Source organism: Paenibacillus tyrphae (genome assembly GCF_000722545.1).
GTDB classification, from domain to species: Bacteria; Bacillota; Bacilli; order Paenibacillales; family NBRC-103111; genus Paenibacillus_G; species Paenibacillus_G tyrfis.
In genome coordinates, this window is record NZ_JNVM01000021.1 from 1 (window position 1) to 24,060 (window position 24,060).

At 51.2% G+C, this 24,060-nt stretch carries 20 protein-coding genes, 1 pseudogene and 2 riboswitches; of the genes and pseudogenes, 13 read left to right on the forward strand and 8 right to left on the reverse strand.

The window, feature by feature from the left end; genetic code table 11:
- Positions 1–458: 458 nt before the first annotated feature.
- The gene (locus ET33_RS23975; RefSeq protein WP_036687845.1) at positions 459–1,406 is read right to left on the reverse strand and encodes a helix-turn-helix transcriptional regulator; all 948 of its coding nucleotides are present in this window, start codon (positions 1,404–1,406) and stop codon (positions 459–461) included.
- A gap of 127 nt (positions 1,407–1,533) precedes the next feature.
- Here ET33_RS23975 and ET33_RS23980 point away from each other — a divergent pair, with 127 nt between their 5' ends.
- The 3 genes from ET33_RS23980 to ET33_RS23990 all read left to right on the forward strand — a co-directional run bounded on the left by ET33_RS23980 (position 1,534) and on the right by ET33_RS23990 (position 4,300).
- On the forward strand, positions 1,534–1,992 hold the full coding sequence (locus tag ET33_RS23980) for a VOC family protein (RefSeq protein WP_036687846.1): 459 nt from the start codon (positions 1,534–1,536) through the stop codon (positions 1,990–1,992).
- A 131-nt stretch (positions 1,993–2,123) separates the two neighbouring features.
- A complete protein-coding gene (locus ET33_RS23985; protein ID WP_051775564.1) occupies positions 2,124–3,533 on the forward strand; it encodes an MFS transporter in 1,410 nt (469 codons plus the stop codon).
- Between the two features lie 86 nt (positions 3,534–3,619).
- Positions 3,620–4,300 (forward strand): lysoplasmalogenase, encoded by a 681-nt coding sequence (locus tag ET33_RS23990; RefSeq protein ID WP_051775565.1) that lies wholly within the window; start codon positions 3,620–3,622, stop codon positions 4,298–4,300.
- A gap of 58 nt (positions 4,301–4,358) precedes the next feature.
- Here ET33_RS23990 and ET33_RS23995 read toward each other — a convergent pair whose 3' ends face one another.
- A complete protein-coding gene (locus tag ET33_RS23995; RefSeq protein ID WP_036687848.1) occupies positions 4,359–5,222 on the reverse strand; it encodes an SDR family oxidoreductase in 864 nt (287 codons plus the stop codon).
- Between the two features lie 240 nt (positions 5,223–5,462).
- Here ET33_RS23995 and ET33_RS24000 point away from each other — a divergent pair, with 240 nt between their 5' ends.
- Both ET33_RS24000 and ET33_RS24005 read left to right on the forward strand, forming a co-directional pair.
- Positions 5,463–7,265 (forward strand): ABC transporter ATP-binding protein, encoded by a 1,803-nt coding sequence (locus ET33_RS24000; protein WP_036687851.1) that lies wholly within the window; start codon positions 5,463–5,465, stop codon positions 7,263–7,265.
- A complete protein-coding gene (locus tag ET33_RS24005) occupies positions 7,265–9,136 on the forward strand; it encodes an ABC transporter ATP-binding protein (RefSeq protein WP_036687852.1) in 1,872 nt (623 codons plus the stop codon). The genes ET33_RS24000 and ET33_RS24005 overlap by 1 nt, the downstream gene beginning before the upstream one ends.
- 141 nt (positions 9,137–9,277) lie before the next feature.
- On the opposite strand, the gene ET33_RS24010 is transcribed toward ET33_RS24005, so the two are convergent.
- Positions 9,278–10,375: a serine hydrolase domain-containing protein gene (locus ET33_RS24010; RefSeq protein WP_407668112.1), complete on the reverse strand. Its 1,098-nt coding sequence runs from the start codon at positions 10,373–10,375 to the stop codon at positions 9,278–9,280.
- Between the two features lie 226 nt (positions 10,376–10,601).
- On the opposite strand from ET33_RS24010, the gene ET33_RS24015 reads away from it, so the two are divergent.
- From ET33_RS24015 to thiM, 5 genes and pseudogenes are all read left to right on the forward strand, one after another.
- Entirely contained in the window at positions 10,602–10,982 is a 381-nt protein-coding gene (locus tag ET33_RS24015; RefSeq protein WP_036687855.1) for a hypothetical protein, read from the forward strand.
- A gap of 109 nt (positions 10,983–11,091) precedes the next feature.
- Positions 11,092–11,490, forward strand: a complete 399-nt coding sequence (tnpA, locus tag ET33_RS24020) for an IS200/IS605 family transposase (protein WP_036687858.1) — start codon at positions 11,092–11,094, stop codon at positions 11,488–11,490.
- Positions 11,491–11,495: 5 nt separating this feature from the next.
- Positions 11,496–12,504, forward strand: a pseudogene (locus ET33_RS24025) (RNA-guided endonuclease TnpB family protein).
- Between the two features lie 386 nt (positions 12,505–12,890).
- Positions 12,891–12,991, forward strand: a riboswitch (TPP riboswitch).
- Between the two features lie 73 nt (positions 12,992–13,064).
- Positions 13,065–13,165, forward strand: a riboswitch (TPP riboswitch).
- Between the two features lie 75 nt (positions 13,166–13,240).
- Positions 13,241–14,050, forward strand: coding sequence for a bifunctional hydroxymethylpyrimidine kinase/phosphomethylpyrimidine kinase (gene thiD / locus ET33_RS24030; protein ID WP_036687860.1), 810 nt, complete (start codon positions 13,241–13,243; stop codon positions 14,048–14,050).
- Between the two features lie 5 nt (positions 14,051–14,055).
- Entirely contained in the window at positions 14,056–14,886 is an 831-nt protein-coding gene (gene thiM / locus ET33_RS24035; protein WP_036687862.1) for a hydroxyethylthiazole kinase, read from the forward strand.
- Positions 14,887–15,000: 114 nt separating this feature from the next.
- Here thiM and ET33_RS24040 read toward each other — a convergent pair whose 3' ends face one another.
- Positions 15,001–16,416, reverse strand: a complete 1,416-nt coding sequence (locus tag ET33_RS24040) for an aminotransferase-like domain-containing protein (RefSeq protein ID WP_051775566.1) — start codon at positions 16,414–16,416, stop codon at positions 15,001–15,003.
- Between the two features lie 119 nt (positions 16,417–16,535).
- On the opposite strand from ET33_RS24040, the gene ET33_RS24045 reads away from it, so the two are divergent.
- From ET33_RS24045 to ET33_RS24055, 3 genes are all read left to right on the forward strand, one after another.
- Positions 16,536–17,468: a DMT family transporter gene (locus ET33_RS24045; RefSeq protein ID WP_036687865.1), complete on the forward strand. Its 933-nt coding sequence runs from the start codon at positions 16,536–16,538 to the stop codon at positions 17,466–17,468.
- Between the two features lie 236 nt (positions 17,469–17,704).
- Entirely contained in the window at positions 17,705–18,061 is a 357-nt protein-coding gene (locus ET33_RS24050) for a hypothetical protein (RefSeq protein WP_407668113.1), read from the forward strand.
- Between the two features lie 317 nt (positions 18,062–18,378).
- Entirely contained in the window at positions 18,379–20,307 is a 1,929-nt protein-coding gene (locus ET33_RS24055) for a M6 family metalloprotease domain-containing protein (protein ID WP_051775567.1), read from the forward strand.
- A 54-nt stretch (positions 20,308–20,361) separates the two neighbouring features.
- Here ET33_RS24055 and ET33_RS24060 read toward each other — a convergent pair whose 3' ends face one another.
- From ET33_RS24060 to ET33_RS24075, 4 genes are all read right to left on the reverse strand, one after another.
- Entirely contained in the window at positions 20,362–21,765 is a 1,404-nt protein-coding gene (locus tag ET33_RS24060) for a sensor histidine kinase (RefSeq protein WP_036687870.1), read from the reverse strand.
- Between the two features lie 3 nt (positions 21,766–21,768).
- Positions 21,769–22,476 carry a response regulator transcription factor gene (locus tag ET33_RS24065; protein ID WP_036687873.1) on the reverse strand — a complete coding sequence of 236 codons (708 nt, stop codon included), beginning with the start codon at positions 22,474–22,476 and terminating at the stop codon, positions 21,769–21,771.
- Positions 22,477–22,622: 146 nt separating this feature from the next.
- A complete protein-coding gene (locus tag ET33_RS24070) occupies positions 22,623–23,666 on the reverse strand; it encodes a DUF418 domain-containing protein (protein WP_036687875.1) in 1,044 nt (347 codons plus the stop codon).
- 28 nt (positions 23,667–23,694) lie between these two features.
- Complete coding sequence (locus tag ET33_RS24075) at positions 23,695–24,054, reverse strand: YxeA family protein (RefSeq protein WP_036687877.1); 360 nt, start codon at positions 24,052–24,054, stop codon at positions 23,695–23,697.
- Positions 24,055–24,060: the final 6 nt, after the last annotated feature.

Genomic DNA, 24,060 nt, shown 5'->3' on the forward strand with positions numbered 1-24,060 from the left:
CGACGACTCTTTTCGTGCTTTAGACGCTGTTCTACTTCCTGTAATGCTTCCGTGTTGGATTCCATGGTACTTTCACCGCCCGAATAGTGATTCTTACTTATTCGACGTCAAAGACATTGAAATCCTTTCCATAAACAACAGGAGTCTTTAGTTCAACTTATATAGATCTTCTTTGGACAAGGTCGATTTGTTTAAATCTTCAAACTGAACAACTTGGCTAGATGTGGAATCTTTCTTATAACTACTAGGGGGGCCAGCAAAGATAGAAGTAGAGTAGGAAAGAACAAGGGCCATAGACAGAACTGCAGTTACAATTTTCTTCTTCAAAATAACTCCTCGAATGGAAAATTTTAATAACATAATTATAGTATCATATATGGGTATAATTTACAAATTATTTAAGTGCAATTAACTGCGTTCAATATTTGTCTCAAAGCAGCCTAATTTGAAAACCATTTCTAACCGTACCTCGCCATCATCTCGGCCAGCCTCCGCTTGATGTCATCGATCAGCTTCGGCGGGGATTCCACGGTCGCATCGGCACCCAAACCGATGAAGAATTGCGCCAGAAACGGAATGTCCCCCTTCGGCATGCTGCCTTCCAGCCATCCGGTGCCGTCCTCGCGGCGGTGCAGCTTGGTCGCCGACCAATATTCGGCCTCGCATCGATGAACTCCCTCCTCGGTTAGCTCTACATACAGAGTGGTGAATTCCTGCTCCGACGGGAGCAGCGCCTCCCGGTTACCGAGGTGGAGATGCCGGAGGTCGAGCGGCTGCGTTCCGGAAGTGTCCTCCGCCGCGGACTTGATCCGGTCGCACCGGAACAAGCGGATATCTTCGCGAAGGAAGCAGTAGGCGGGACAGTACCATAAGCCGCTGCTGGCATAAATGCCGACTGGCTGGATGAGTCTGGCTGACACGCCTTCGCGCGATTCGTATTCGATGCGGATCACCTTTTGTCGGATGGTTCCGTCCAGCAGGATCGACAAATAGGGGAACTTCGCCTGTCTCGACGGGATCACAAAATCGATCCGGTTCTTCATCTCATCGATCCGGTCGCGGACATCCCCCGACATGTAAAAATAAAATTTGCTCAAGGCGGAGGAAGACTCCGTCTCGAAGGGCAGGTAGGCATAGTGGCGCAGCGCATGACACGCGAAAAAGATCGCGACCGCCTCCTCCTCGGTAAAGGCGATCGGGGGCAAAATCCGTTCGTTCAATACTTGATACCCGCCATGAGGTCCGACCTCCGAATACAACGGCACTCCGAGCTCGCTCAATTCCTGCAAATCGCGCAGAATTGTCCTCGTCGATACGTCAAACTCTAAGGCCAGCTCCTTGACGGTAAATTTCTTCTTTCGGTTGACGGTCATCATCAGATCCATCAGTCGTTTCGATTTGGACATGGCATGGCTCCGATTTATTTTTTTATTTGTGACAATAGTTGTCACTATTATAGGCTACAATAAGAATCAAGTCCAGCTGAATAGCTGTGTTGAACATATCCCAAAACCTAAAGGAGTTGTATTCACGATGACCGTGCAATTGACCGCCTTCTTAATGATGGACGGAAGAGCAAAGCAAGCCATTGAGTTTTACAAAGAAGCCTTGGAGGCAAGCGTCCTTTTCATCCAAACCTATGGTGACGCGCCGGAAAACCCCGAATCCCCTCTGCCAGCACATATGAAGGGTTTGGTGTCACACGCCGTTTTAAAAGTCGGCATGGCCAACATCATGGTTGCCGATATGGAGCCTAGCACCCCTCATCGAAGCGGAAACCAAATTCAAATCTGTATTACGACCGATGAAATAGAGAAAACGAGGAAGTTTTACGAATTGCTGAAGCAAGAAGGTCAAGTGAACATGCCGCTGCTGCAAACTCATTTTAGCCCTGGCGTTGCTGTCGTTACCGACAAATTCGGAGTAGTCTTTCAAATTGTCACGATGACCTCGGAAGAAGCGGTCATTCGAGGACATCAAAAGGACAGTTGATGTTCTAACACGAACGATAAGTAGAAGAAAAGCAGTTGCAGTCTAGGTCTTTCAAAGTGCCTAGTCCGTCACTGCTTTTTTCATCGGCCGAAACAGGGGTATTCAAATTACGCGAAAAGGCGGTAAATAAGTTGGCATCGTCTACGAAATGGATGGCTACCGTAAAAGGGTCAGACCATCAGCAATTAATCAAACGGGTTACGTGGGTCGTTGCGCTCGGCGTTTTACTCAATCCTTTGAATTCCTCCATGATCTCCGTTGCGCTTCTGAACATTGGGGCCGACTTCGGAATAAGCCTAGCGACTGTCACTTGGCTGATATCGAGTTTCTATTTAGCAGCGACGGTAGGCCAGCCACTGATGGGTAAACTTGCGGATTTATTCGGGCCTCGTCGCGTATTCAGCATCGGAATGGCTCTGGTTATCGTCAGCAGTATCCTTTCTGTGTGGGCGCCTTCATTCGGTTGGCTCCTGGTCTTAAGGATCGTGCAGGCATTCGGAACTACGGGCGCCTTTCCGGCAGGTCTGTCCATCTTGCGCTCTGTTTCCCGAACGGCGGACGATACCGAAGGAAAAAGTTCGGCTTCATCGCTCGGTTTAATCTCCATCGCTGCGAATGTCATGGCCGCGTTCGGGCCGACTTTGGGAGGTCTGCTTGTTGCCTATTCGGGATGGCAGTCGATCTTTTGGATCAACATACCGATTGCGTTGCTGGTGCTCCTCCTGGTTTTCAAGTGGGTCCCTGCGGACAGCAAAAATCCGCCTTCGGATGAACGAAAAAGCGTACTACACATGATTGATCTGCCGGGAATCGTCTTGTTCAGCGGGATGTTCACAAGCCTGATGCTTTTCCTGATTTCGCTGGGTAAAGGAACACAGTGGTGGCTGCTGATCATCGTTCCGATTGCCGCGGCACTCCTGATCCTGCGGGAGCTGCGCACGGATAAGCCATTTCTTGACGTAAAGATGCTGGCATCGAATATCCGGCTCACGTCCGTATTTGCCCAGTATGCCGGTCTGAACATGGTCTTCTATTCTCTCTTCTTTGGTTTGCCCTTGTGGTTAGGTCAAGTTAGAGGATATGACCCGCAGATGGTCGGATTATTAATGCTTCCTTTCGCAGGTATCGGTGTGCTTACGACGCCTCTTGCCGTCCGAATGATTGGCCGATCCGGCTATCGGCAGCCCATCATCGTCGGCAGTATCGTGCTTGCGATTGGAACGCTCCTGCTGCTCGTGCTTGGGCCCCATACCCCTATTACCATCATTCTATTTGTCTTTGCAGTCATCGGTATTTCGAATGGAATGAACAACATGGGGCTTTCTACGGCATTGTACAGCATTACAAAGCCGGAAGACACCGGCATTGCTTCCGGGCTGTTTCAGACCTTCCGTTCCGTAGGCAGCATCTTTTCTACAAGCTTGTTAGGGCTTATTTTCGGCGGCTCGGTGACGACTTCAGGTTTGCACATCATTGCCGTCGTGACGGCAGTGATTAGCGCGGGGCTCCTGGCTGTGGGTTGTTCCCGGAGACTTACTTAATTAGGCTTCCGGCTTTTAAACGTGTTTTAAACTGCATTTGCTAAACTGAACCTGTTAGCTACATTCAAGCAGGGAGGTTTATGAAAATGCACCGAAAACTGTTGCCCGCGGCGATTCTCTGCTCCGGGGCCGCGTATCTCATCGCTATGGTGGCCGAGAACCTGCTCTTGCGATGGATTCTGAAACCGGGGACGATGCTGCTCATTATCGCGCTTGCGCTGACAGCCGTTCCCTTTTCCCGCGTATACCGGGGCTTGATGCTTGCCGGGCTTGGCTTCTCCGTCATCGGCGACGCGCTGCTGCTCCTCCCCGGCAATCAATGGTTTGCGCTGGGCGTCGGCTCTTTCTTGATCGCCCACGTGTTCTACATCTTGGCGCTGCTGACCCGCCGCCGTCCGACTCTTGTACGCCTGCTGGCCCTGCTCCCTATTGCCATTTACAGCGTCGGGCTGCTGACCGGACTGCATGACGGCATGTTCGCCAGTCCCGGCAACGGCAGCCTGTGGATTCCTATCGTAGTTTATGTGGCCGTCATTTCCGTTATGGTCTGGGCGGCCGTCCTGAGCGGCAGCCGAAACGCTGCGATCGGCTCGATCCTATTCTTCCTCTCCGATTCGCTGCTCGCATGGAACAAATTCGTGACGCCGATGGCATGGGCCGGATACGGAGTCATGGTCACCTACTATCTGGCCCAATACTTGATGGCCCGAAGCGTGGAAGCGCCGCGCCGTATTCCGAGCAGCGTTCGGGTAATGGGAAGCCGCTAGGGCCGCCGGACATTTGCGCCCGTCCGAAGACGGGCCCGAATGGACAAGCTGTTGCCGGTCAGCGCCGCGGCTTCGTATTGCCGGAGAGCCCCACCTCTTGCTCGCTCCAGGCCCACAGCCTGCGGGCAAGCTCCATGTCTTGGGCCCTGGCCGATACCGGCGCAATCCGTTTGAGGCAAAAGTATTGCCCGCTGATGGAGCTTACCTCCGGACTCGAAGCGAGGTAAACGGTCGTGCGGGCGCCCTCCTCCGGAGTCAGGAAAAACGGCCGCAGCAAGGTGTGAATCCTACGGCCGAAGCCGGTGGTGCGGTCGACGCCGAGGTTGGTGCCGACGGCCCCCGGATGCAGTGAGTTGGCCGTCGCCTTCGTTCCTTTCAGCCGCTCCGCCAGCTCCTTCGTGAACAGAATGTTCGCCAGCTTGGACTGCGCGTAGCCTTTCCACACGCTGTACCCTTTCGTCAAATGCGGATCGTCGAAATGAATGTTTCCGATCTTATGGGCACCGGACGATACGGTGACGATCCGTCCTTGCGGTGAGCGGAGAAGCGGCTTCAGCAGCAGATTGGTCAGCAAAAAGTGTCCCAGATGATTCACGCCCATCATCGCCTCGAAGCCGTCGGCGGTCGTCTGCCGCTTGATTGCGACGACGCCAGCATTATTGATAAGCGCGTCCAGCGTGTCATGCTGTTCATCGAACGCCGCGGCGAAGGCACGGACGGAAGCGAGCGAGCCGAGATCCAGCTGCATCAGCCGCAGCCGGTCCGAGCCGCTCTGCCGCTGCGCTTCCTGCAGCGCCTGTTCGCCGCGTTCCCGGCTGCGGCAGGCCATAATGACATGCGCCCCCAGCCTTGCCAGCTCTACCGTCGCAGCGAGCCCCATTCCGGAGTTGGCCCCCGTTATGATCACGGTGCGGTCCCGCATCCGAATCCCTCCTTTTTTCTATTATTATAGTGCTTCGGCTATCGTTGTAGGTAAAGAATGTTCCGCCCGAGCCGGGTGAGGGGCATTCTTTTTTAGTCGAATTTGGATTTGACACGGACGAAAACCAAGCATAAAATTAAATTGTTTAATTAATATATATATAAAATATTCAACGGTCTATCTAACCGGCATTTTCTGGTGCCGGAGACGGGTCCAAGCGAGTGGAGATGATAATAAAGCATGTTGAAGTTGTTTGCTTATTTGAAGCCGTACCGTGTGCCTATCGCTATCGTGCTGGCTTTGATCTTCCTGCAGTCTTTATCCGACTTGTATCTGCCTACGCTCATGGCCGATATTGTCGATATTGGGGTTGAGCAGGGAGATACATCCTATATTTTGCAGATCGGAGGCTTTATGCTGCTGGTGGCGGCAGCCGGCACGGCCTGTTCCGTGGCGGCGAGCTATTATTCCTCCAAGGTGGCCGCAGGCTTCGGCCAGCGGCTGCGCGGCAGCGTGTTCGAGCATGTGGAGAACTTCTCGCTGCAGGAGTTCGACCGGATCGGCACGGCCTCGCTGATTACGAGAACGACTAACGATATTACGCAAGTACAGCAGGTGCTTACGATGATCCTGCGGATGATGGTCAGCGCGCCGATGCTCTGTATCGGAGGCATTATCATGGCCGTGTCGAAGGACGCCAAGCTGTCGCTTGTGCTGATCGTGATTATTCCCGTGCTGGTCGGAGCGATTTTCTTCATTGCGAGCAGAGGCATTCCGCTGTTCAAAGAGATGCAAAAGAAGCTCGACAAGCTGAATCTGGTGCTGCGCGAAGGACTGACCGGGATTCGTGTCATCCGGGCGTTCAACCGCGCCGGGCACGAGAAGCGCCGGTTTAACGACGCCAACCTCGACCTGACCGGAACGGCGCTGAAGGTGAACCGGATTATGGGGGCCATGATGCCCGTCATGATGCTGACGATGAATTTTGCGACCATCGCGATTATTTGGTTCGGCGGCTTCCGCATCGATAGCGGCGATATGCAGATCGGTTCGCTGATGGCTTTTCTGCAGTACGCGATGCAGATCATGTTCTCGCTGATGATGGTGTCCATGATGTTCGTCATGATTCCGCGTGCATCGGTTTCCGCCGCTCGTATTCGCGAGGTGCTGGACATGGTTCCTACGCTGAACGACCCCGAGCAGGCCAAAGACGGCGGGACGCTTAAAGGTCACATCGAGTTTCAACAGGTATCGTTCAGCTACCCGGGCGCGGAAAAACCGGCGATCGAGGACATCACGTTCAAAGCAGGTCCTGGCGAAGTAACGGCGATCATCGGCGGCACAGGCGCGGGCAAATCGACGCTGATTAGCCTTATCCCGCGGTTTTACGACGTGGCCGGCGGGCGCGTGCTGGTGGACGGCACGGACGTCAGAGAGATGTCGCAGGAAGCGCTGCGCGCCAAGATCGGCTTCGTTCCGCAAAAAGCCGTGCTATTCTCGGGAACGATCCGGGACAATATCCGGTACGGCAAAGAGGATGCGACGGAGGAAGAAACTCGCCATGCGGCCGACATCGCGCAAGCGACGGAATTCGTGAGCGAGATGAAGGACGGCTTCGATTCGGTCATCGCTCAAGGCGGCTCGAACGTATCGGGCGGCCAGAAGCAGCGTCTTTCCATTGCCCGCGCGCTGGTGCGGCAGCCGGATATTTACGTGTTCGACGACAGCTTCTCGGCGCTCGATTTCAAGACGGACGCGAAGCTGCGGGCTGCCCTTCGGGAAGAGACGGGAGAGGCTACCGTGTTGATCGTTGCTCAGAGGGTGAGTACGGTTATTGATGCCGACCGGATCATCGTCTTGGACGAAGGCCAGATTGCGGGCATCGGCCGACACCGGGAGCTGCTGGACACCTGTAAGGTGTACCACGAAATTGTTTCCTCGCAGCTTTCCGAAGACGAGCTTGCCGGAAGCGGCGCGGCCCAGGAACCGGGAAAACCGGATGAAGCCGCGGTCGCTTTGCGAGCCGGAAAGGAGGAAGCCTAATGAGTGAACAACGAAGAGCCCCGGGACCCGGCGGCGGAGGCCCATTCGGAAGAGGCCCGGGGATGCCGGTGCAGAAGGCGAAGGATTTTAAAGGCACCTTGAAACGGTTGACCCGGTATTTGCTGCCCCACAAATTTCAATTGCTGGCCGTATTTGTAGCGGCGATTATCAGCACCATTTTCAGCATTGTCAGTCCGAAGCTGATGGGGAATGCGACGACCAAGCTGTTTGAGGGCTTGATGCAGAAAATGAAGGGCGTGCCGGGTGCGCACATCGATTTCGGCTATGTTCATTATATTCTGCTGATGCTGGCGGTATTATATATCGTGAGTGCGGCGTTCGCTTATGTGCAGCAGTATTTGATGGCCGGCGTAGCGCAGAAGACGGTGTACGACCTGCGCAAAGAAGTGAACGAGAAGCTGGCGCGGCTGCCGCTCAAGTTCTTCGATTCGAAGACGAACGGCGAAATTCTGAGCCGCGTCGTGAACGATGTCGACAACATCAGCAGCACGCTGCAGCAAAGCTTGACGCAGCTCATTACGTCCTTGATCACCCTGGTCGGCGTCATCGTGATGATGCTGACGATCAGCCCGATTATGACGCTGATCGTGTTCCTGACGCTGCCGCTCAGCCTGATCGTGACCAAAGCGGTCGCCTCGCGCTCCCAAGGCTACTTCAAGGAGCAGCAAAAAGCGCTCGGCGAGCTCAACGGGCACGTGGAGGAAATGTACACGGGCCACAAAATCGTCAAAGCGTTCGGCCGCGAGCGCCAGTCGGTCGATACGTTCAACGGCATTAACGGGAAGCTGTACGAATCCGGCTGGAAAGCGCAGTTCATTTCCGGCATCATCATGCCGATGATGAGCTTTATCGGCAATGTCGGCTACGTTCTCGTCAGTGTCGTCGGCGGGCTGCTGGTCACGAAGAGGTCCATCGAGATCGGCGACATTCAGGCGTTTATTCAATATTCCCGGCAGTTCTTCATGCCGATCACCCAGCTGGCGACGATTGCCAACGTCATTCAGTCGACCATCGCTTCGGCGGAACGCGTATTCGAGCTGCTGGACGAATCGGAGGAAGACCCGGAGCATGCCGAGGGAAAACGTCTTGGCGCGGCGAAGGGAGAAGTCCGGTTCGAAGGCGTTCGGTTCGGCTACAAGCCGGATGACGTGCTGATCGAAAACATGAACATCGACGTCAAGCCGGGACAGACGATTGCGATCGTCGGCCCGACCGGCGCAGGCAAAACGACACTGATTAACCTGCTGATGCGCTTCTACGAGGTCGGCGACGGCCGAATTACCGTCGACGGCACGGATATTACGGAGATGAAGCGCGGCGACCTGCGCAGCTTGTTCGGCATGGTGCTTCAGGATACGTGGCTGTTCAACGGGACGATTCGGGACAACATCGCGTACGGCCGCGAAGGCGTAACCGAGGACGAAATCGTGCAGGCCGCACGGGCGGCGCATGCGGACCACTTTATCCGGACGCTGCCGGACGGCTACGATACGGTCTTGAACGAGGAAGCGTCGAACATCTCGCAAGGCCAGAAGCAGCTTCTGACCATTGCCCGTGCGATCCTCGCCGACCCGGCGATTCTGATCCTCGACGAAGCGACCAGCAGCGTCGATACGCGGACGGAGGTTCATATTCAGAAGGCGATGAACGAGCTGATGAAAGGAAGAACCAGCTTCGTCATCGCGCACCGCTTGTCCACCATCCGCGAGGCCGACCTGATTCTCGTCATGAACAAAGGCAGCGTGATCGAGCAGGGCACCCACGAGGAGCTTCTCGCGCAAGGAGGCTTTTACGCCGAGCTGTACCGCAGCCAGTTCACCGGCGGAGGACGGGGACAGGAGGCGGGCTGAGCCGAAGGCTCTACCTGAAGAAACAACCGCAGGCATGTCCTGCGGTTGTTTTTTTGCATGGTTCCACGAAAATCCAGACTTCAAAGTCCTTTGTCTCATTACTAGCTTTGTCTAAATAATGACCGTTAGGTCAAATATTCTTTATTTTTTTGCGCTTTTTCCTAAAATCACTTCCGCTATTTGGTTAGCATATTTCTCAGAATGAGCCTCATCATAATTACTCAATACCGCAATAGTCAAACGTTCTTCCGGGAAACGCATAAAGTGTGAAGCGTAGCCGGCCCAGCCTCCTGAATGCTCCAAGTAATGACGATCAAAATCTTTGCCAATCGACAAGCCAAAAGCATAATCTTCATTGTTAATAATCGCCTCTCCGGATGGAGAAGTTTCCGGACCTATTTCGCCCATTCTTTTAACAAGGTCTTTCCCGCCAACCGTACCTGTAGTGAAGTTTTGTCCCCATTTTACGAAGTCCTCAACATGGGTATGAACGGCTCCATCGCCCGTATGTTCCCAAGGGCTTTCAAAGATTTCATAGGCTCCTTGCCTATTCTTCGAGTAGCCGCGAGCAACGGGGAAATTGGTCGGATAGCGATCCACGATTGAGGTGTCGTTCATGTTTAAAGGTTTAAAAATACGCTCCTTCGAAAATTCACGAAGGCTGTTTCCGCTGGCTTTTTCCACGACTAAAGATAATAAAAAGTATCCTGTATTACTGTAATCATATTTTGTTCCGACTGGAAAATCTGCAATTTGATGATTTTTAAGGTGTTCTAGCGATTGTTCTACAGTTAATTTATCGGTATATTTAATATTCGCAGCTTCAGCCAATTCCATATAATCAACTAATCCGCCAGTGTGATGAATCAGATGCCTTAGTGTTACAGGCTTAGCATATGTTCCAAGAGAAGGCACATACTTTAAAATAGAATCATCCAGATTCAATTTACCTTCTTGCTCTAGCAGTAAAATGGCAAATGCTGTGAATTGTTTAGAGGCTGAAGCAATATTAAAAATTGTTTTTGTCGTTATCGGCAGTTTTTTTTCTATCGAATCTAAACCAACGGCTCCTTTATAAGTTGCGCCATCGTCGAAACTCGCAATATAAGCATAACCGGGTTCATTTGGCGAAATCTTGTTAAATAATTGTTTAATCGCTTCGTCTGTTGCTTGATTGTATCTAGGGTCTATACTGCCATTTGGCTGTTGATTTTGATTATTATTTTGAACAATCGGCATCGAATTTTTTTCCTCCTGCGTTTTTTTGTTTGAAGAAGTGGAACATGCAGATAAAATTAACGAAGACGACAACATAAGCGACACAGTGGATGTAACAATACTTTTTTTGCTCATAGCAAAAAACTCCTTAATTAGGAATATGTACAAATTAGTAGTACGAATATTTTATGTAAGAAGTTTCGCAGTTTTTTCGAGCATTCCCATTAATAAATAGGTGTGTGGTACTATGGCGGAAACAAATTTTTGCCCCTTAATTGTGGATTTGCTTAATTATAAAAGAGATAAATATATGAATGTTGAAGATTATACCTTCCCTGCTTATGAAAATGTGATCAGGCCTTTGTTTGACGCATCCATACAAGCTTTTGTCTACAGAGGGACTTCCAAAGAGCATGAAGGCGCATTTGGAGAGCTGGTGGGTAAGCCCTTAGATATGAAACAAGAAGACACCTTAATTCCCCACAAAGGAAAATATAGATTTGACAAAACAAAAGAATGTATAACAGGACATGAATATTTATGGCATGCAAGAAGCTATAAAAGAGGCTCTATCGTTTTAACGTCCCTCCGAAAGAAGTCTCCCGCTTCTAAATCTTGCGAAGCTTGATGAAAGTGGGAGATGAATTTCGGTAGGCAAAGCCTAAAGTCTTTTTATTGCCACATTTTTGTACGATGCGATATAATCAGTCTTAGATAAAAGAAAGGCTGTTATATTAATGAGATTAGACAACAATAATCATTCAGTGTTCCTATTGTATTATCATCTTGTTTTGGTTGTGAAATTTCGCAGAAAAGTGATGGATGACACCATATCTGACTATGTGAAAGATATGTTTGTTCGTTTGGGTGAAAACTACAATATATCCTTAGTCAAATGGAATCATGATATGGACCATGTGCATATTTTGTTCAAAGCACACCCGAACACCGAATTGTCAAAGTTCATCAATGCGTATAAAAGCGCAAGTTCGAGATTGGTCAAAAAAGAGTTTCCACAAGTAAGAAAGAAGCTTTGGAAAGAATACTTTTGGTCAAGAAGTTTTTGCTTACTTACAACGGGTGGCGCATCTATGGAAGTAATAAAGAAATATATCGAAAATCAGGGAATGAAGTGAGGTGACTGGGCATGGCAAACAAGGCATATAAGTTCCGTTTGTACCCAACGCCTCAACAAGAACAACTGCTTGCAAAAACCTTCGGTTGCGTTCGTTTTGTTTACAACAAAATGTTGGCTGAACGAAAGGAAACCTATGAGCAATTCAAGGATGATAAAGATGCATTGAGGAAACAAAAGTTACCTACACCTGCAAAATACAAGGGTGAGTATCCCTGGCTAAAGGAAGTAGACAGCCTTGCGTTAGCAAACGCTCAACTTCATCTGCAAAAGGCGTACCAAAACTTCTTTTCCGGACGTGCTGCATTTCCGAAGTTCAAAAGTCGCAAAGCAAGACAGTCCTATACAACAAACGTGGTCAACGGAAACATTATGCTCTTGGATGGCTGTATCAAATTACCGAAACTGAAACTTGTAAAAATGAAGCAGCATCGAGAAATTCCGTCATATCACGTCATCAAGTCTTGTACGGTTTTTCGAACAAAAACAGGAAAACACTATATTTCTATTCTTACCGAATACGAACATCAACCTGTACAAAAAGAAGTACAAGCTGTTGTTGGCTTGGATTTTTCCATGAATGGTTTATTTGTTGATAGCGAAGAGGGTAAGACAGCCAATTACCCTCATTTCTATCGTCAAGCCTTGGAAAAATTAGCGAAGGAACAGCGTATTCTATCACNNCAAATTAGCGAAACGGTATGATGGCGTGGTTATTGAAGATCTCAACATGAAGGGAATGTCACGAACCCTTAACTTCGGCAAAAGCGTTGCCGATAATGCATGGGGCATGTTCACGACATTTCTCCAATACAAGTTAGAGGAACAAGGGAAAAGGCTTATCAAAATAGATAAGTGGTTTCCCTCATCCAAAACTTGTTCATGTTGCGGTCGAGTGAAGGAGTTTCTATCTCTTTCTGAGCGTACATTCCACTGCGATTGTGGTTTTGTTGCAGATCGAGACTGGAATGCTTCGATCAATATCAAGCGTGAAGGATTGCGATTGTTAGCATAATCAATTATATAGAGCATGGAACAGGCTCGATAGCTAAATCAATTTCGTACCGCTAGGTACGATTACCTTAGAAGCCCCCACCCCTAAGCAAAGCGTAGGTGGCGGGTAGTTCACTTCTGCCGAATGATTTCGACTTTAGCGTTGTATTTAGATATTGTTACTTGCCAAGTTTTGATGAAACCCCCCATATGGGACAATCCCCCGGAGCCGTTAAATTATGCAGAGAAACAAAAAATACTCATATTGCAGTTATTTTTAGTGCGTCCAACGGTATTGAGAATATGGGAATATATGCTTCTGATGAAATACTAAACAAAATTGCCTATTTGTTATCAGCAACCGTGTCCGATGCAGTTGACTTTTGGATAAGCGTATGTTTCAATGGAACTAATTTGCGGGGGGACTACTTGGTAGTTGAGAAGGTTAAAACCTGACCCTTTGAACCTGTCGGTTAATACCGGCGTAGGGAAGCGAATCATTACATCTATATGTATATGATTAGGGCGCTTTCCACGAACGAGAGAGCGCTCTATTTTTGTACGCTAAAACTGAATATGGCTTATTGTTTGCGGGGGGACTACTTGGTAGTTGAGAAGGTTAAAACCTGACCCTTTGAACCTGTTAGTTCATACTGGCGTAGGGAAGCAAATAACGATTCATCGTGTTATTTTGCCCTTGTCGTAAATAGGATAAGGGCTTTTTATTTTATCAATGTAACGGAGCGGAGAGGATAGAATTGAAAAAAGTACTCACGATTGCCGGTTCGGATTGCAGCGGAGGTGCCGGCATTCAAGCCGACTTAAAAACGTTCTCGGCGCATGGCGTGTTTGGCATGAGCGTCATTGTTTCGGTGGTCGCCGAAAATACGAGCCGCGTCATTGACATTCAGGATGTCAGGCCGGATATGATCGAAAAACAAATCGACGCCGTGTTTGAGGATATTGATGTGGACGCGGTGAAGATCGGGATGCTTTCCCAGCCCGATTGCATGGAGGCCGTCGCAGGAAAGCTCAAGCAATACGCTCCCGCCAATATTGTTCTCGATCCCGTGATGTATGCCAAAAACGGCTGTCCGCTTATGAATCCCGACGCTATAGACACGCTGATCGAAAAGGTGATTCCGTTTGCCGACCTCCTGACTCCCAATATTCCGGAAGCGGAGAAAATCGCCGGTATGTCCATTCACAATGTCGAAGATATGAAAAAATCGGCTGAAGCGATTTACCGCATGGGTTGCAAAAACGTCCTTGTCAAAGGTGGTCATGCGTCAGGAAGTGCACTGGATATTTTGTTTGACGGGGAGCGGTTTTATACGTTCGACGCAGAGCGTATTGATACCAAAAATACGCATGGCACAGGCTGCACCTACTCAGCCGCTATTGCATCCAACCTCGCATTGGGGTGCAGCTTACAGGAAGCGGTGCAACGGGCAAAGGAATATATCACAACGGCCATTCGGCATTCCTTGTCGATCGGAAAGGGCAACGGGCCCACGCATCATTTTTACGAGCTTTACAAAAACGGATTAATGAAAGGATCTGAGTGAGATCGATGGACAATAACTTAACCTCAAGTATCGGCAATTTAGTGAACAGCGTCCGGCAAACCAAGCCTTTGGTTCATCATCTTACCAATTATGTGACGGTCAACGACTGCGCCAACGTTACGCTGGCCATCGGCGCTTCGCCCATTATGGCTGACGATATCGAGGAAGCCGCTGACATTACCGCGATATCCTCTGCGCTTGTGTTGAATATAGGGACATTGAATAGCCGAACCGTGGAATCTATGCTTGCCGCCGGGAAGCAGGCGAATGAGATGGGCATCCCCGTCGTTTTGGACCCCGTGGGCGCGGGCGCGTCGAAGCTCCGCAATCAGACGGTTAGGATGTTGCTTGAACAGTTACAATTCAGCGTCATCCGCGGCAATATGTCCGAAATTCGTTATATCGCCGGGCTCGTCGCAACAACGAAGGGGGTGGACGCTTCCGAAGCAGACTTGGAAAACGGTCTGCAAAGCGGCATCGATATTGCGAACGGATTGGCGGAGCAATATCACTGTGCGGTTGCAATCACCGGTGCGACCGATATCGTATCTGATGGCAAAAGCGTAATTTGCATTGAGAACGGGCATCCCATGCTCGGCTCTATAACCGGTACAGGATGTATGAGTACGTCCCTTATCGGCTCATTCTGCGGCGTTACGGCGGATTACCGCATGGCGGCCGTCGCCGGTCTTTTGTGCATGGGTATTGCAGGGGAGATCGCTTACGAAACGACCGGTCAACTAGGAAACGGCAGCTACCGTGTTGCTCTCATCGATGAGATAAGTAAAATGAACTCCCAGACGATGCACGAGAGGGCTAAAGTATACGAAGCCTGAGCAGGATGGCAGCCCTTGATTTGGTTACGATCGGGAGCCTCTAGTATTTTGTCAAAACTACAAAGCCCGCCATTCCCGAAGGGGAGCGGCGGGCTTTTGACCTTACGCCGCGCATCAGGCCAAGGACCGCAGCAGCCCGGCCAGCAGCTGGACGCCCTCGCGCAGCTGGTTTTCATTGGCATAGGAGTAACTCAAGCGAATCCGGTCGTCGAACTCCGCGAGCGGATCGCAGATCGTGCCGGGCACGAACGTGAGCGAGTGCTCCATACCCTTCGCCAGCAGCGGTCCCGCTTTGATTCCGTCGGGCAGCTTGATCCATAAGTTCAAGCCGCCCGCGGGCCTGGTCCACGACAAGCCGGTGCCGGACAACGCTTCCTCCATTATGCTCATCCGCACGTGCAGCGCGATGCGGAGCTTCTCCAAGTGCCGCTGCATCCGGTCGGAGAAGAAGAGGAGCAGAAAAATCTTTTGATTCAACAGCGGCGTCCCGTTATCGGCGAGCGACTTGGCGGTTAGCAGATTGCCGATGACCGGCTGTCGGGCCGCTACGGCGGCGATGCGCAAGCCGGGAGCGATATACTTGCTGAAGCTGCGAATGTAGGCGACATACCCTTCCGTATCGTAGGCGAACAGCGGCGGCGGCGGTGGCTGCTTGAAGTAAATATCGTGAAACGGATCGTCCTCCACCAGAAGGCAGCGGTGCTCCGCCGCCAGCTCGACCAGGCGCTTCCGCTGCTCTGCGGACACAGTATAGCCCGTTGGGTTATGGAATGTCGGGTTGAGATAAAAGAAGCGGGGCTTGCGCTCCTTCATCAGCCGGGCCACCTGCTCCAAATCATAGCCGTGCGGGTGAATGTCCACGGCGGCCAGCTGCGCGCCGTAGCTGCGGAAAATATCCATCGCCGCGCCGTAGGTCGGACGGTCTACGAGCACGACGTCCCGCGGCTTGAGCAGCGTTTTGGCCAGCAGGTCCAGCGCCTGCTGCGCCCCGGAAGTGATCAGCAGCTCCCCGGGCGTTAGAACAAGGCGGTGTTGTACAGCCAAGTACTCGGCCATCGCTTCACGCAGTTCCTCATCGCCTTGGACGGGGGCGTAGGTTCCGAGCACTTTGGGATACAGATCGAAGGCTTGCTTGACGTAAGCCGAGAGGTATTGATTCGGCAGCAGATTCGGATCGAGCAGCGCCTGGGAGAACTGGTAAACTACCGGAACCCGCTGAATATCCGATAGCGGATTTTGCTGAATATGAGAATGCACGGCAGGCATCGCCGTCAGGTCGGACGGCAAGCTGCCGGTGTTGAGATAATAGCCGGATTTGTCTTTCACGTATGCTTTGCCGCTCTGCTTCAACAGCTGGTAGGCTTTGAACACGGTCAGCCGGTGAACGCCCAGCTCCTGGGCGAGCTCGCGGATCGAAGGAAGCTTGCCGCGCTCGTTCCATTCCCCCCGGTCGATTCGTTTCAGGATGTCGTCGCAGACGCTCTCGTACAGCCGGGCAGGCTGGGCAGCGGATGGGTAGATTTTGCTCACGCGTCGTACGCTCCTTTCTTTATCTCCATTGTAGCACTTTTTTTGCCATCTGTTCTGCGATATTTGATCTGTTCTGCGCCCCTTCTTCTATGATGGAGAAATAGAAGGAGGAGAGAGACATGGTGTGGTTGGGCTATACTGTCATGTGTTTGATTTTCGGCACGACGTTTTTGATGATCAAGGTAGGGATCGACGCGGGACTTTCTCCGTTCTTCTCGGCCGGCTTACGGTTCCTGCTTGCGGGCGTCCTGATCTTTGTCTGGGCGTTGGCGACGGGAAAAGTGCGCTTCTCGCTATTGTGGCGCAAGGACCTGCTGCCGACGGGGATCGGGCTGACGTTCGGCACGTTCGCGACGTTGTATTGGGCCGAGCAGTATGTGAGCTCCGGACTGGCGGCGATTTTATCCGCGACGGGGCCGATTTTCTTATTGCTGATTCAAAGCATTGTGCTGCGGAGCAAGGCAAGCCGCAGCTCCGTTATCGGGTGCGTGCTTGGCTTTGCGGGAGTGGGGCTGCTGGTAGCACCTAACCTGTCCGTGGAGACGAATCTGTTCTGGGTGGTGGGCTGCGGCGCGATTCTGATCGGGGAACTGTTCTATGCGTCGGGTGCGCTCTATGCCAAGCGGGCGCTCGTGCGGTACCCGGAGACGTCGCCGCTGGCATTGAACGCTATACAAATGATGCACGGGGGAATTCTGCTGCTCGTTCTGTCCCTGTTCACGGAGCGCGAACCGATGACTGCTTTGACAACGGGGCAGGGAATCGGAGCGCTGCTGTATTTGACCGTGGTCGGGTCGATGATGGGGCACAGCTTGTTTTACTGGCTCGTGGCGCGGACGAATCCGTTCTTCCCGACCACGTGGCTCTATATTTCGCCGTTAATCGCCTTTGCGTTAGGCGCTCTGCTGTACGGGGAAGCGGTCACTTGGGAAGCTATCGCGGGAGGGGCTACGATCATCGTCGGCATTCTGCTGGTGAACCTCGACACCATCCGCGGGGCGAGGTCGGCCAAGAGGACGCAAGGAGCGGTTCGAGCGAAGCAGGCGGGGTAACGGGGGGCGGACGGGTGAGCGGTGTTCAGGCTGCACGAGGGACCGGAGTCTCTGACTGACAGGTTGAAGTTTCCCTCCTTTGATCTATTTTCTACCAGAAAATTGAAATCTATCATGGTAAATGGTATAATAGGGATGATTTTACAAATATCATCCATTGGAGGGAAATTATGAACAAGAAAATCGTATCTGCCGCATTATCGACGGCTCTGGTGCTGTCCTTCTCCGCCTCGATTATGGCAAGCAGTCCAACGGACATCGGTACTGCCGCACCTAGCAGCTATGCGAATTTGGAAGCAAGAGAGGTTGTAAAATATTACTCGCTGATTTCTTACGAGGAAACCGAGAAAGAAGCTTTTGTCTTGAAGAAAGGCGAAGAGCTTACCGTTTTCGTCTATAACTCGGGGTTCCCCATTACTTATACCGTGTATGACGCCGACGGTCAAGCGCTCGGCACGTATAATACGAATACCCCTTACGGACGTATTTTTACAGCGCAAAAGAACGGTACGCTGTACGTTCAGTTTAAGGCCGGGGCGAACAGCTCCTTTGTGAAAAAAATGAACTTCTCCGCTAAGTTTTCCATTTCGTAACGATACCCGTCTCCGGCACGCAGCTTGACCTTCACCGCCGGTCGTTCCCATGGTTATATTTTCCATCGAGAGCGGCCGGTTTCTTTGTTGTCCGCGTCCGTCACCTGTCGACACCATCGACAGGCCGTTTCGACATCCGGACTGCAAAAGAGCGGCCATGATGTCGATAATTAAGGATAAATTTACCATTTACCGAAAATGAACTAGTCAAGTCGTCGTATAAAATAATTGCTCCCTACTAGTTCTATCAACTCATCTCAGCCGCTAGGCCATCCCTTATACTAAAAGAGAAGTAAAAATGAGGGAGGTATGGTAAATTGAAGAAATTGACATGCGGTTTAATTATTTCAGCTTTGGCCTACTTCGGCACCGCATCGGTGAGCTTGGGGGTTCCGGCTTATGGCGGAACGGAAGTGTACAAGCAGCCGACAGGGGAGACGTTTCAAGCGGCTCTGCAGGGTGACGAATGGCTGAACTGGACGAAGGGGATGGATGACGAAGTATTAGTGCGGGACAAGAACGGTTTTTGGAATTATGCTGAAATTGATGGCATCGAATTGAAGCCGAGCGGGGCAAAAGTGAACATTGACCCGAAACCGGCGCAGGCGCTCAAGCAAGAGCAGCTGATGGAGTGGGCGAAGGAACAGCAGATCGTGGAGAAGATCAAATCCAATGTCGCGCCGTTTCTCGGCGAGCCCGATCCCGGCCCGTCCCTGGCGCCGATCAACACCGGTAGCTCCCGTAAGCTGCTTGTGCTGCTCGTGGATTTCACCGATATCGGTATGAAATATTCCGATAGCGAGTGGAGCGACCGCTTCTTTGGCGATAAGGAAGGCACGGTCAAGCACTACTACAAAGAGGTCAGTGCAGGTAAAATGACGATCGGCCCTGCGGAGGAATCCTACGGTGTAAAAGGCGACGGCATCGTTCATGTCAAGCTCGACTATCCGCATCCGAATACGGGAGGCAGCACCGGAGCAGCTAACCAAAAAATCGTCAGAGACGCCATAGCGGCTGCCGATCCGTACGTCAATTTTGCCAGCTTCGACACGAACAACGACGGCAAAGTCACAAGGGACGAGCTGTTTCTGGTTACCGTCACGGCTGGTTATGAAACCGCTTACGGCGGTGACCAAGCGCCGAGCCCGAGTCTGTGGGCGCACCGCTGGTCGGCGGGAACATGGCAGGGAGACGGCAAAACGGTGAATCTGGAATATATCCAGCAAGGCGAAATCCACAGTAAGCCCGGTAATGTCGACCATATGGCGACGATGGGCGTGCTCGTTCACGAGACCGGTCATTTGTTCGGTCTGCCCGATCTGTACGACACGAACTACAAGTCCATGGGTGTCGGTCCGCACAGCCTGATGGCCGGCGGGTCGTGGGGCTCATACGGGAACAACTACGCGGGCTCCACGCCGGTTCATATGGACGCTTGGTCCAAATACCGGCTCGGATGGGTGAAGCCGACGGAAGTGAGCACGAACGGCTCATATAACTATACGCTCAACACGGTTCAGCCGTCGAACCCGAATGCATACAACGTCGTCAAAATCAACACAAGCACGCCGGGACAGTTTTTCCTGCTGGAAAACCGCGGCTTTGTGGGATATGACCGGGCGCTGGAAAAGTCGCTCAATGGCGGCAAGCCGGGCATCGCGATCTGGCACGTGGATGAGACGCAGAGCGGCAATACGAATGTGCAGCGGAAGCTGGTCGATCTCGAAGAAGCCAATGAAGGCACGCTCGGCTACAGCCAGCTCGACACGAACAAGAAAGGGGAAAGATACGACCACTATTACGGAAGCGGTTTCAATACATCGTTCGGCCCGAAGACGAAGCCTTCGAGCGCGACTTACGAAGGAACCGATACGAAAATTTCCGTGGACGTGAATGTCCCCGGCAGCAGCGCCATGAAGGTTGGCGTCAAAATCGGCAATGCGAGCGGATCGGTGAAGGCGACCGGCGTTCCCGGTTCCCCCAGCTTAAGCCACAACAACTGGAACAACGAAAAGGACTATGCGATCACGATGAACATGTGGTGGGGTAATAACGGCGACACGTGGAGATTGTATGAAAACGATACGCTCATCTATGAGGAAGAGCTGACGGACAACAGCTCGCAAGCGCAGAAGGCGGTCAAAACCTTCACGAACCAAAAGCCCGGAACGTATACTTATACGTGCGAGCTGGTGAACTCTTTCGGTACCACGAAATCTTCCCCGCTTAAAGTCCTCGTAAAGTAAAACATAAGGGAGCCGGCTATGCCGCGCTCCCTTCCCCTCGTCACCGAACCGAATCTACAATCGAATGTCAATCGTTGTCCCACGGCCGACCTCGCTATGAATTGCTATCTCTCCACCGTGCTCTTGGATAATATCTTTGGCTATCGCCATGCCAAGTCCGGAGCCTTTATGCGCGTCTCCGGTGTTGGTGCCGCGGTAATAGCGATCGAAAATTTTGTCGAGCTCCTCTTTTCGGATGCCTTTGCCGTTATCTTGGATGACGATGTGAATCCGATCGGTCTTTTCAATCCGGACGGTGATGTTCACGTTGGCGTCATTATGGATAAGCGCGTTATAAATTAAATTGTGGATCGCTCTCCGCACGAGAATTTCATCCACCTCTGCCGGGATGTGCTCTTGATTGGCATGAAATTCTATATGCCGCTTGGCGTATTTCGGGTCGTTGACGATATCGATCACGATATCTCGCAATAACACGACCAGATTGGTCGCTTTTTTATTTAACGTCAGTTCTTTGTTCTTCAATCTTGTCGTTAAGCTTAAATCCTCAATGACCTCTTTGATATAAAGCGACTTTTTCTCGATAATGTCGGCGTATTCCCTGATTTCGTCTTCGGTAAAGCGGTAATCCGGGTCCTTCATCATTTCGGCAAAGCCTTGAATTGAGGCCAGAGGCGTTTTAATATCGTGGGAAATATTGGTGACCCATTCCTCTTTCATCTGGTCCAATTTTTTGCGTTCTGACTCATTCGCCTTAAGCTGATTGGACAAATGATTGATATTCGAGAATACTTGCTTAAAGACGCCAGCCGGCCGGGCATGAAAATATTCATTGCTTGCCAGTCGTTTGATCCCGTCGATTAGCGTATATAGCGGCTTGGTCAGCTGTTTACTCAAGAAATACCCGATCAGTAACGTAATTAAAATATCGATAATGAGAACGATGCCACCGACCTTCACCATGCCAAACAACGATTGATTATCGTACAAAATAAAATACCGGTTGATATCGCGGTTTTCCATCCCGATCAAATAGCTGTAGGCGCGGCCGCCCGCTTTCTTTTCTCCGACAAAAACCGTCGTCTCGCCATTCACTTCCTTGTACTTGTACATCTGCACAATTTCTGAGGGAGTGTAGCTTTTCTTTAACCCTCCCGGCGCCCTGTAGCTGAAGAGCTCCTTGCCGGTTTCATCCAAAATTTGAATCCACGCGTTCCTGCTGCTTAGCTCTTCCTTGCCTGCATCGGCAATCGTCGGTGCATCGCCGGAAATTACGATCTGCTCCTGAAACTGTCTTGTAAATTGCTCGGGAGAGTATTCCTCTTCTTGAAAGATGGGGATATTTAACACAGATTGAGCCGTGAACAGAGCAAGCGTAAGGAACAGGTTTACGAAAATAATGAAGATAACGACGAAGACAACCGAGATCAGATATCTTACTGTTAACTTCCATTTCATAACCTATTCATCCTCTACGGCCAGTTTGTAGCCCAAGCCTTTGACGGTAATTAAATAGCGAGGCTGCGAAGGCTGCTCTTCAATCTTTTCCCGCAGCCTCCGAATATGGACCATAACCGTATTGTCGATGCCGATAAAATCCTCCCCCCAGACAGCGTCGTAAAGCCTTTCTTTGCTGATCACTTTATTGACGTGCTGGAGGAAGTACTTCATTAATCCGAGCTCTTTCGGCTTTAATTCAATGCTAATCCCGTTCTTTAACAATTCTGCTTTTTGTTCGTTTAATGCAAAAGGGCCCGCCGTTAAGACAGTATCCTTCACAGCCTCCGGCAGCATGTAATCGGCTCGGCGCAATTGAGCCTTGACGCGGTAAGCCAGCTCTTTGGGGCTGAACGGCTTGGTGATATAATCGTCGCCGCCGATGGCAAAGCCTAAAATTTTGTCGATTTCCTCCGTCTTGGCCGATAGGAATAAAATTGGAGCCTTCGAGATCGCTCGAATTTGCCTGCACACGTCATAGCCTTCCCCATCCGGCAGCATAATGTCCAGCAGCACCAGATCTGGCTGCTTAAGCTGGAATTGAGCGAATCCGTCTTCCGCCGTCGCGGCCGTGATGACATGCTCGATGCCTTCTTTGCGCAGAACGGTTGCCACAAGCTTCAAAATCGCTTCCTCATCGTCTATAATCAAAACCTTTTTATTGATCGACATGTCATCGTGCCTCCTGGGAAGGGAAAGGTTTAATGTACCACTGTTTATGTGTGAGTATGCGGCACTTTTTTTCATTTATCAAGCGGGTATGAAACAAATGCGCAAGAAAGCCATGCTGCATCGGCTTTTTTGCGCATTATCGGGATTTATTTGGCGGTTTGTTTTTTGCCGTACGTCATGAACCGCCATGCTTTTTCCAACGGGCCCATCTTAAAATAGCGGAACCACAGGCTGCTGTAGACGAGCTGCACGATCATAATCAGGCAGGCGATGAGGACCACATTGACGGGAGATACCGTCTCCAGGCCCATGAGCGAGATGAACAACGATCCGATTAAGCTTTGCGCGACATAATTGGTCAGCGCCATCTGGCCCACCCGTGCGAAGGGCTGAAGGATCATCCGGGCTGTCCGGTGCTCAAGCAGCAGAAACATCGATGTGACATACAGTAAGACCCCGGGAATGGCGCTCAAGGAAATGATGAGCTTCAAGTCATCCGTTCCATGCTGAGCGGCCGTCCAGATCCAGACCGACAACCCGGCAAAGACCGGTAAGGACCCGAGCTGCACCAAGCGAAGCCGCTTTTTCAATTCTCCGATCCGTCTGATCCACTCGGCCTTCGCCGCCAGAAATCCGGCCAAGAACATGATGAAGATTAAAGTCATATCGGAGATCACAAAATCGACCACGCTAGATAGCGGAACTGCGGCTCCCAGAGCCAGTTTCGAGATGAGCGCAAGCAAGTACACTCCGGCGATTCCGCCAAGCCAATTGCGGATCGTCGTCACCTTGGCCCGGTAGAAAGGAAGCAGAAGCAGACCGATCAACGCGTAACCCGGCAGGATGGTGCCCCAGAAGATAAAGGCATGAATAATGCCGATGAGGAGGAGCACTAGCAAGCGGCGGGCAAACCGCCAAAGCGGCTTGTCCCCCCGGCGCTCGGCGCGCGAGGCGAAGATGTAAAATCCGACGCCGAACAGGAATGAGAAGATGGAGAAAAATTTCTTTTCCACGAGCATGAGAATCAGGGTGTCGATCACTTGATTAATTCCGGTGTACTCCGGTATGATCATCCCTTCGGTGAGGACGATATATCCTTTGATATTGATAAACAAGATTCCGAATAACGCAAGCCCCCGAATGATATCTAGGGCTGCGATCCTTTCTTGCTGTGGGATGGATGGGTTCATAGTGGTTGGCTCCTTACGATCGTTCGATTTACTGCAATTGCTGACTTGCTTTCCCGGGAAGCTCTTCTTTCGTTACTTCCTCGTAGGAGGTCACGCCTTTTCCGTCCTTCACAAACAAACTGAGGTACGCTTTCTCCCGAAGCTGCTTCGGGGCGGAGAACTTAAACGTCTTTTGCTGCCCATTTTTATCAAAAGCCGGCAGCTCGTATTCGTATCTGACCATGATTTCTCCGTTATCGATTTTATCTTCAAGCTTCTTTCCTTGCCCTTGAACCTGCGTATAATAGACGTCCGCTCCTAGCCGGTTCAGATTGACGTTCTGTAGGAAGAATAAGCCTCCGACTAAAAGAGCCGCGATGACAATGCAAGAAATGATGAGTTTTTTCATAGGTCC

Coding starts and splice junctions, on each gene's coding strand:
- thiM (WP_036687862.1), top strand. CDS start 14,056: ATGGACAATAACTTAACCTCAAGTATCGGCAATTTAGTGAACAGCGTC.
- ET33_RS24045 (WP_036687865.1), top strand. CDS start 16,536: ATGGTGTGGTTGGGCTATACTGTCATGTGTTTGATTTTCGGCACGACG.
- ET33_RS24015 (WP_036687855.1), top strand. CDS start 10,602: ATGGCGGAAACAAATTTTTGCCCCTTAATTGTGGATTTGCTTAATTAT.
- ET33_RS24000 (WP_036687851.1), top strand. CDS start 5,463: ATGTTGAAGTTGTTTGCTTATTTGAAGCCGTACCGTGTGCCTATCGCT.
- ET33_RS23995 (WP_036687848.1), bottom strand. CDS start 5,222: ATGCGGGACCGCACCGTGATCATAACGGGGGCCAACTCCGGAATGGGG.
- ET33_RS24010 (WP_407668112.1), bottom strand. CDS start 10,375: ATGCCGATTGTTCAAAATAATAATCAAAATCAACAGCCAAATGGCAGT.
- ET33_RS24060 (WP_036687870.1), bottom strand. CDS start 21,765: ATGAAATGGAAGTTAACAGTAAGATATCTGATCTCGGTTGTCTTCGTC.
- ET33_RS23980 (WP_036687846.1), top strand. CDS start 1,534: ATGACCGTGCAATTGACCGCCTTCTTAATGATGGACGGAAGAGCAAAG.
- ET33_RS24050 (WP_407668113.1), top strand. CDS start 17,705: ATGGCAAGCAGTCCAACGGACATCGGTACTGCCGCACCTAGCAGCTAT.
- ET33_RS24005 (WP_036687852.1), top strand. CDS start 7,265: ATGAGTGAACAACGAAGAGCCCCGGGACCCGGCGGCGGAGGCCCATTC.
- ET33_RS24075 (WP_036687877.1), bottom strand. CDS start 24,054: ATGAAAAAACTCATCATTTCTTGCATTGTCATCGCGGCTCTTTTAGTC.
- ET33_RS24070 (WP_036687875.1), bottom strand. CDS start 23,666: ATGAACCCATCCATCCCACAGCAAGAAAGGATCGCAGCCCTAGATATC.
- ET33_RS23990 (WP_051775565.1), top strand. CDS start 3,620: ATGCACCGAAAACTGTTGCCCGCGGCGATTCTCTGCTCCGGGGCCGCG.
- ET33_RS23975 (WP_036687845.1), bottom strand. CDS start 1,406: ATGTCCAAATCGAAACGACTGATGGATCTGATGATGACCGTCAACCGA.
- ET33_RS24065 (WP_036687873.1), bottom strand. CDS start 22,476: ATGTCGATCAATAAAAAGGTTTTGATTATAGACGATGAGGAAGCGATT.
- tnpA (WP_036687858.1), top strand. CDS start 11,092: ATGAGATTAGACAACAATAATCATTCAGTGTTCCTATTGTATTATCAT.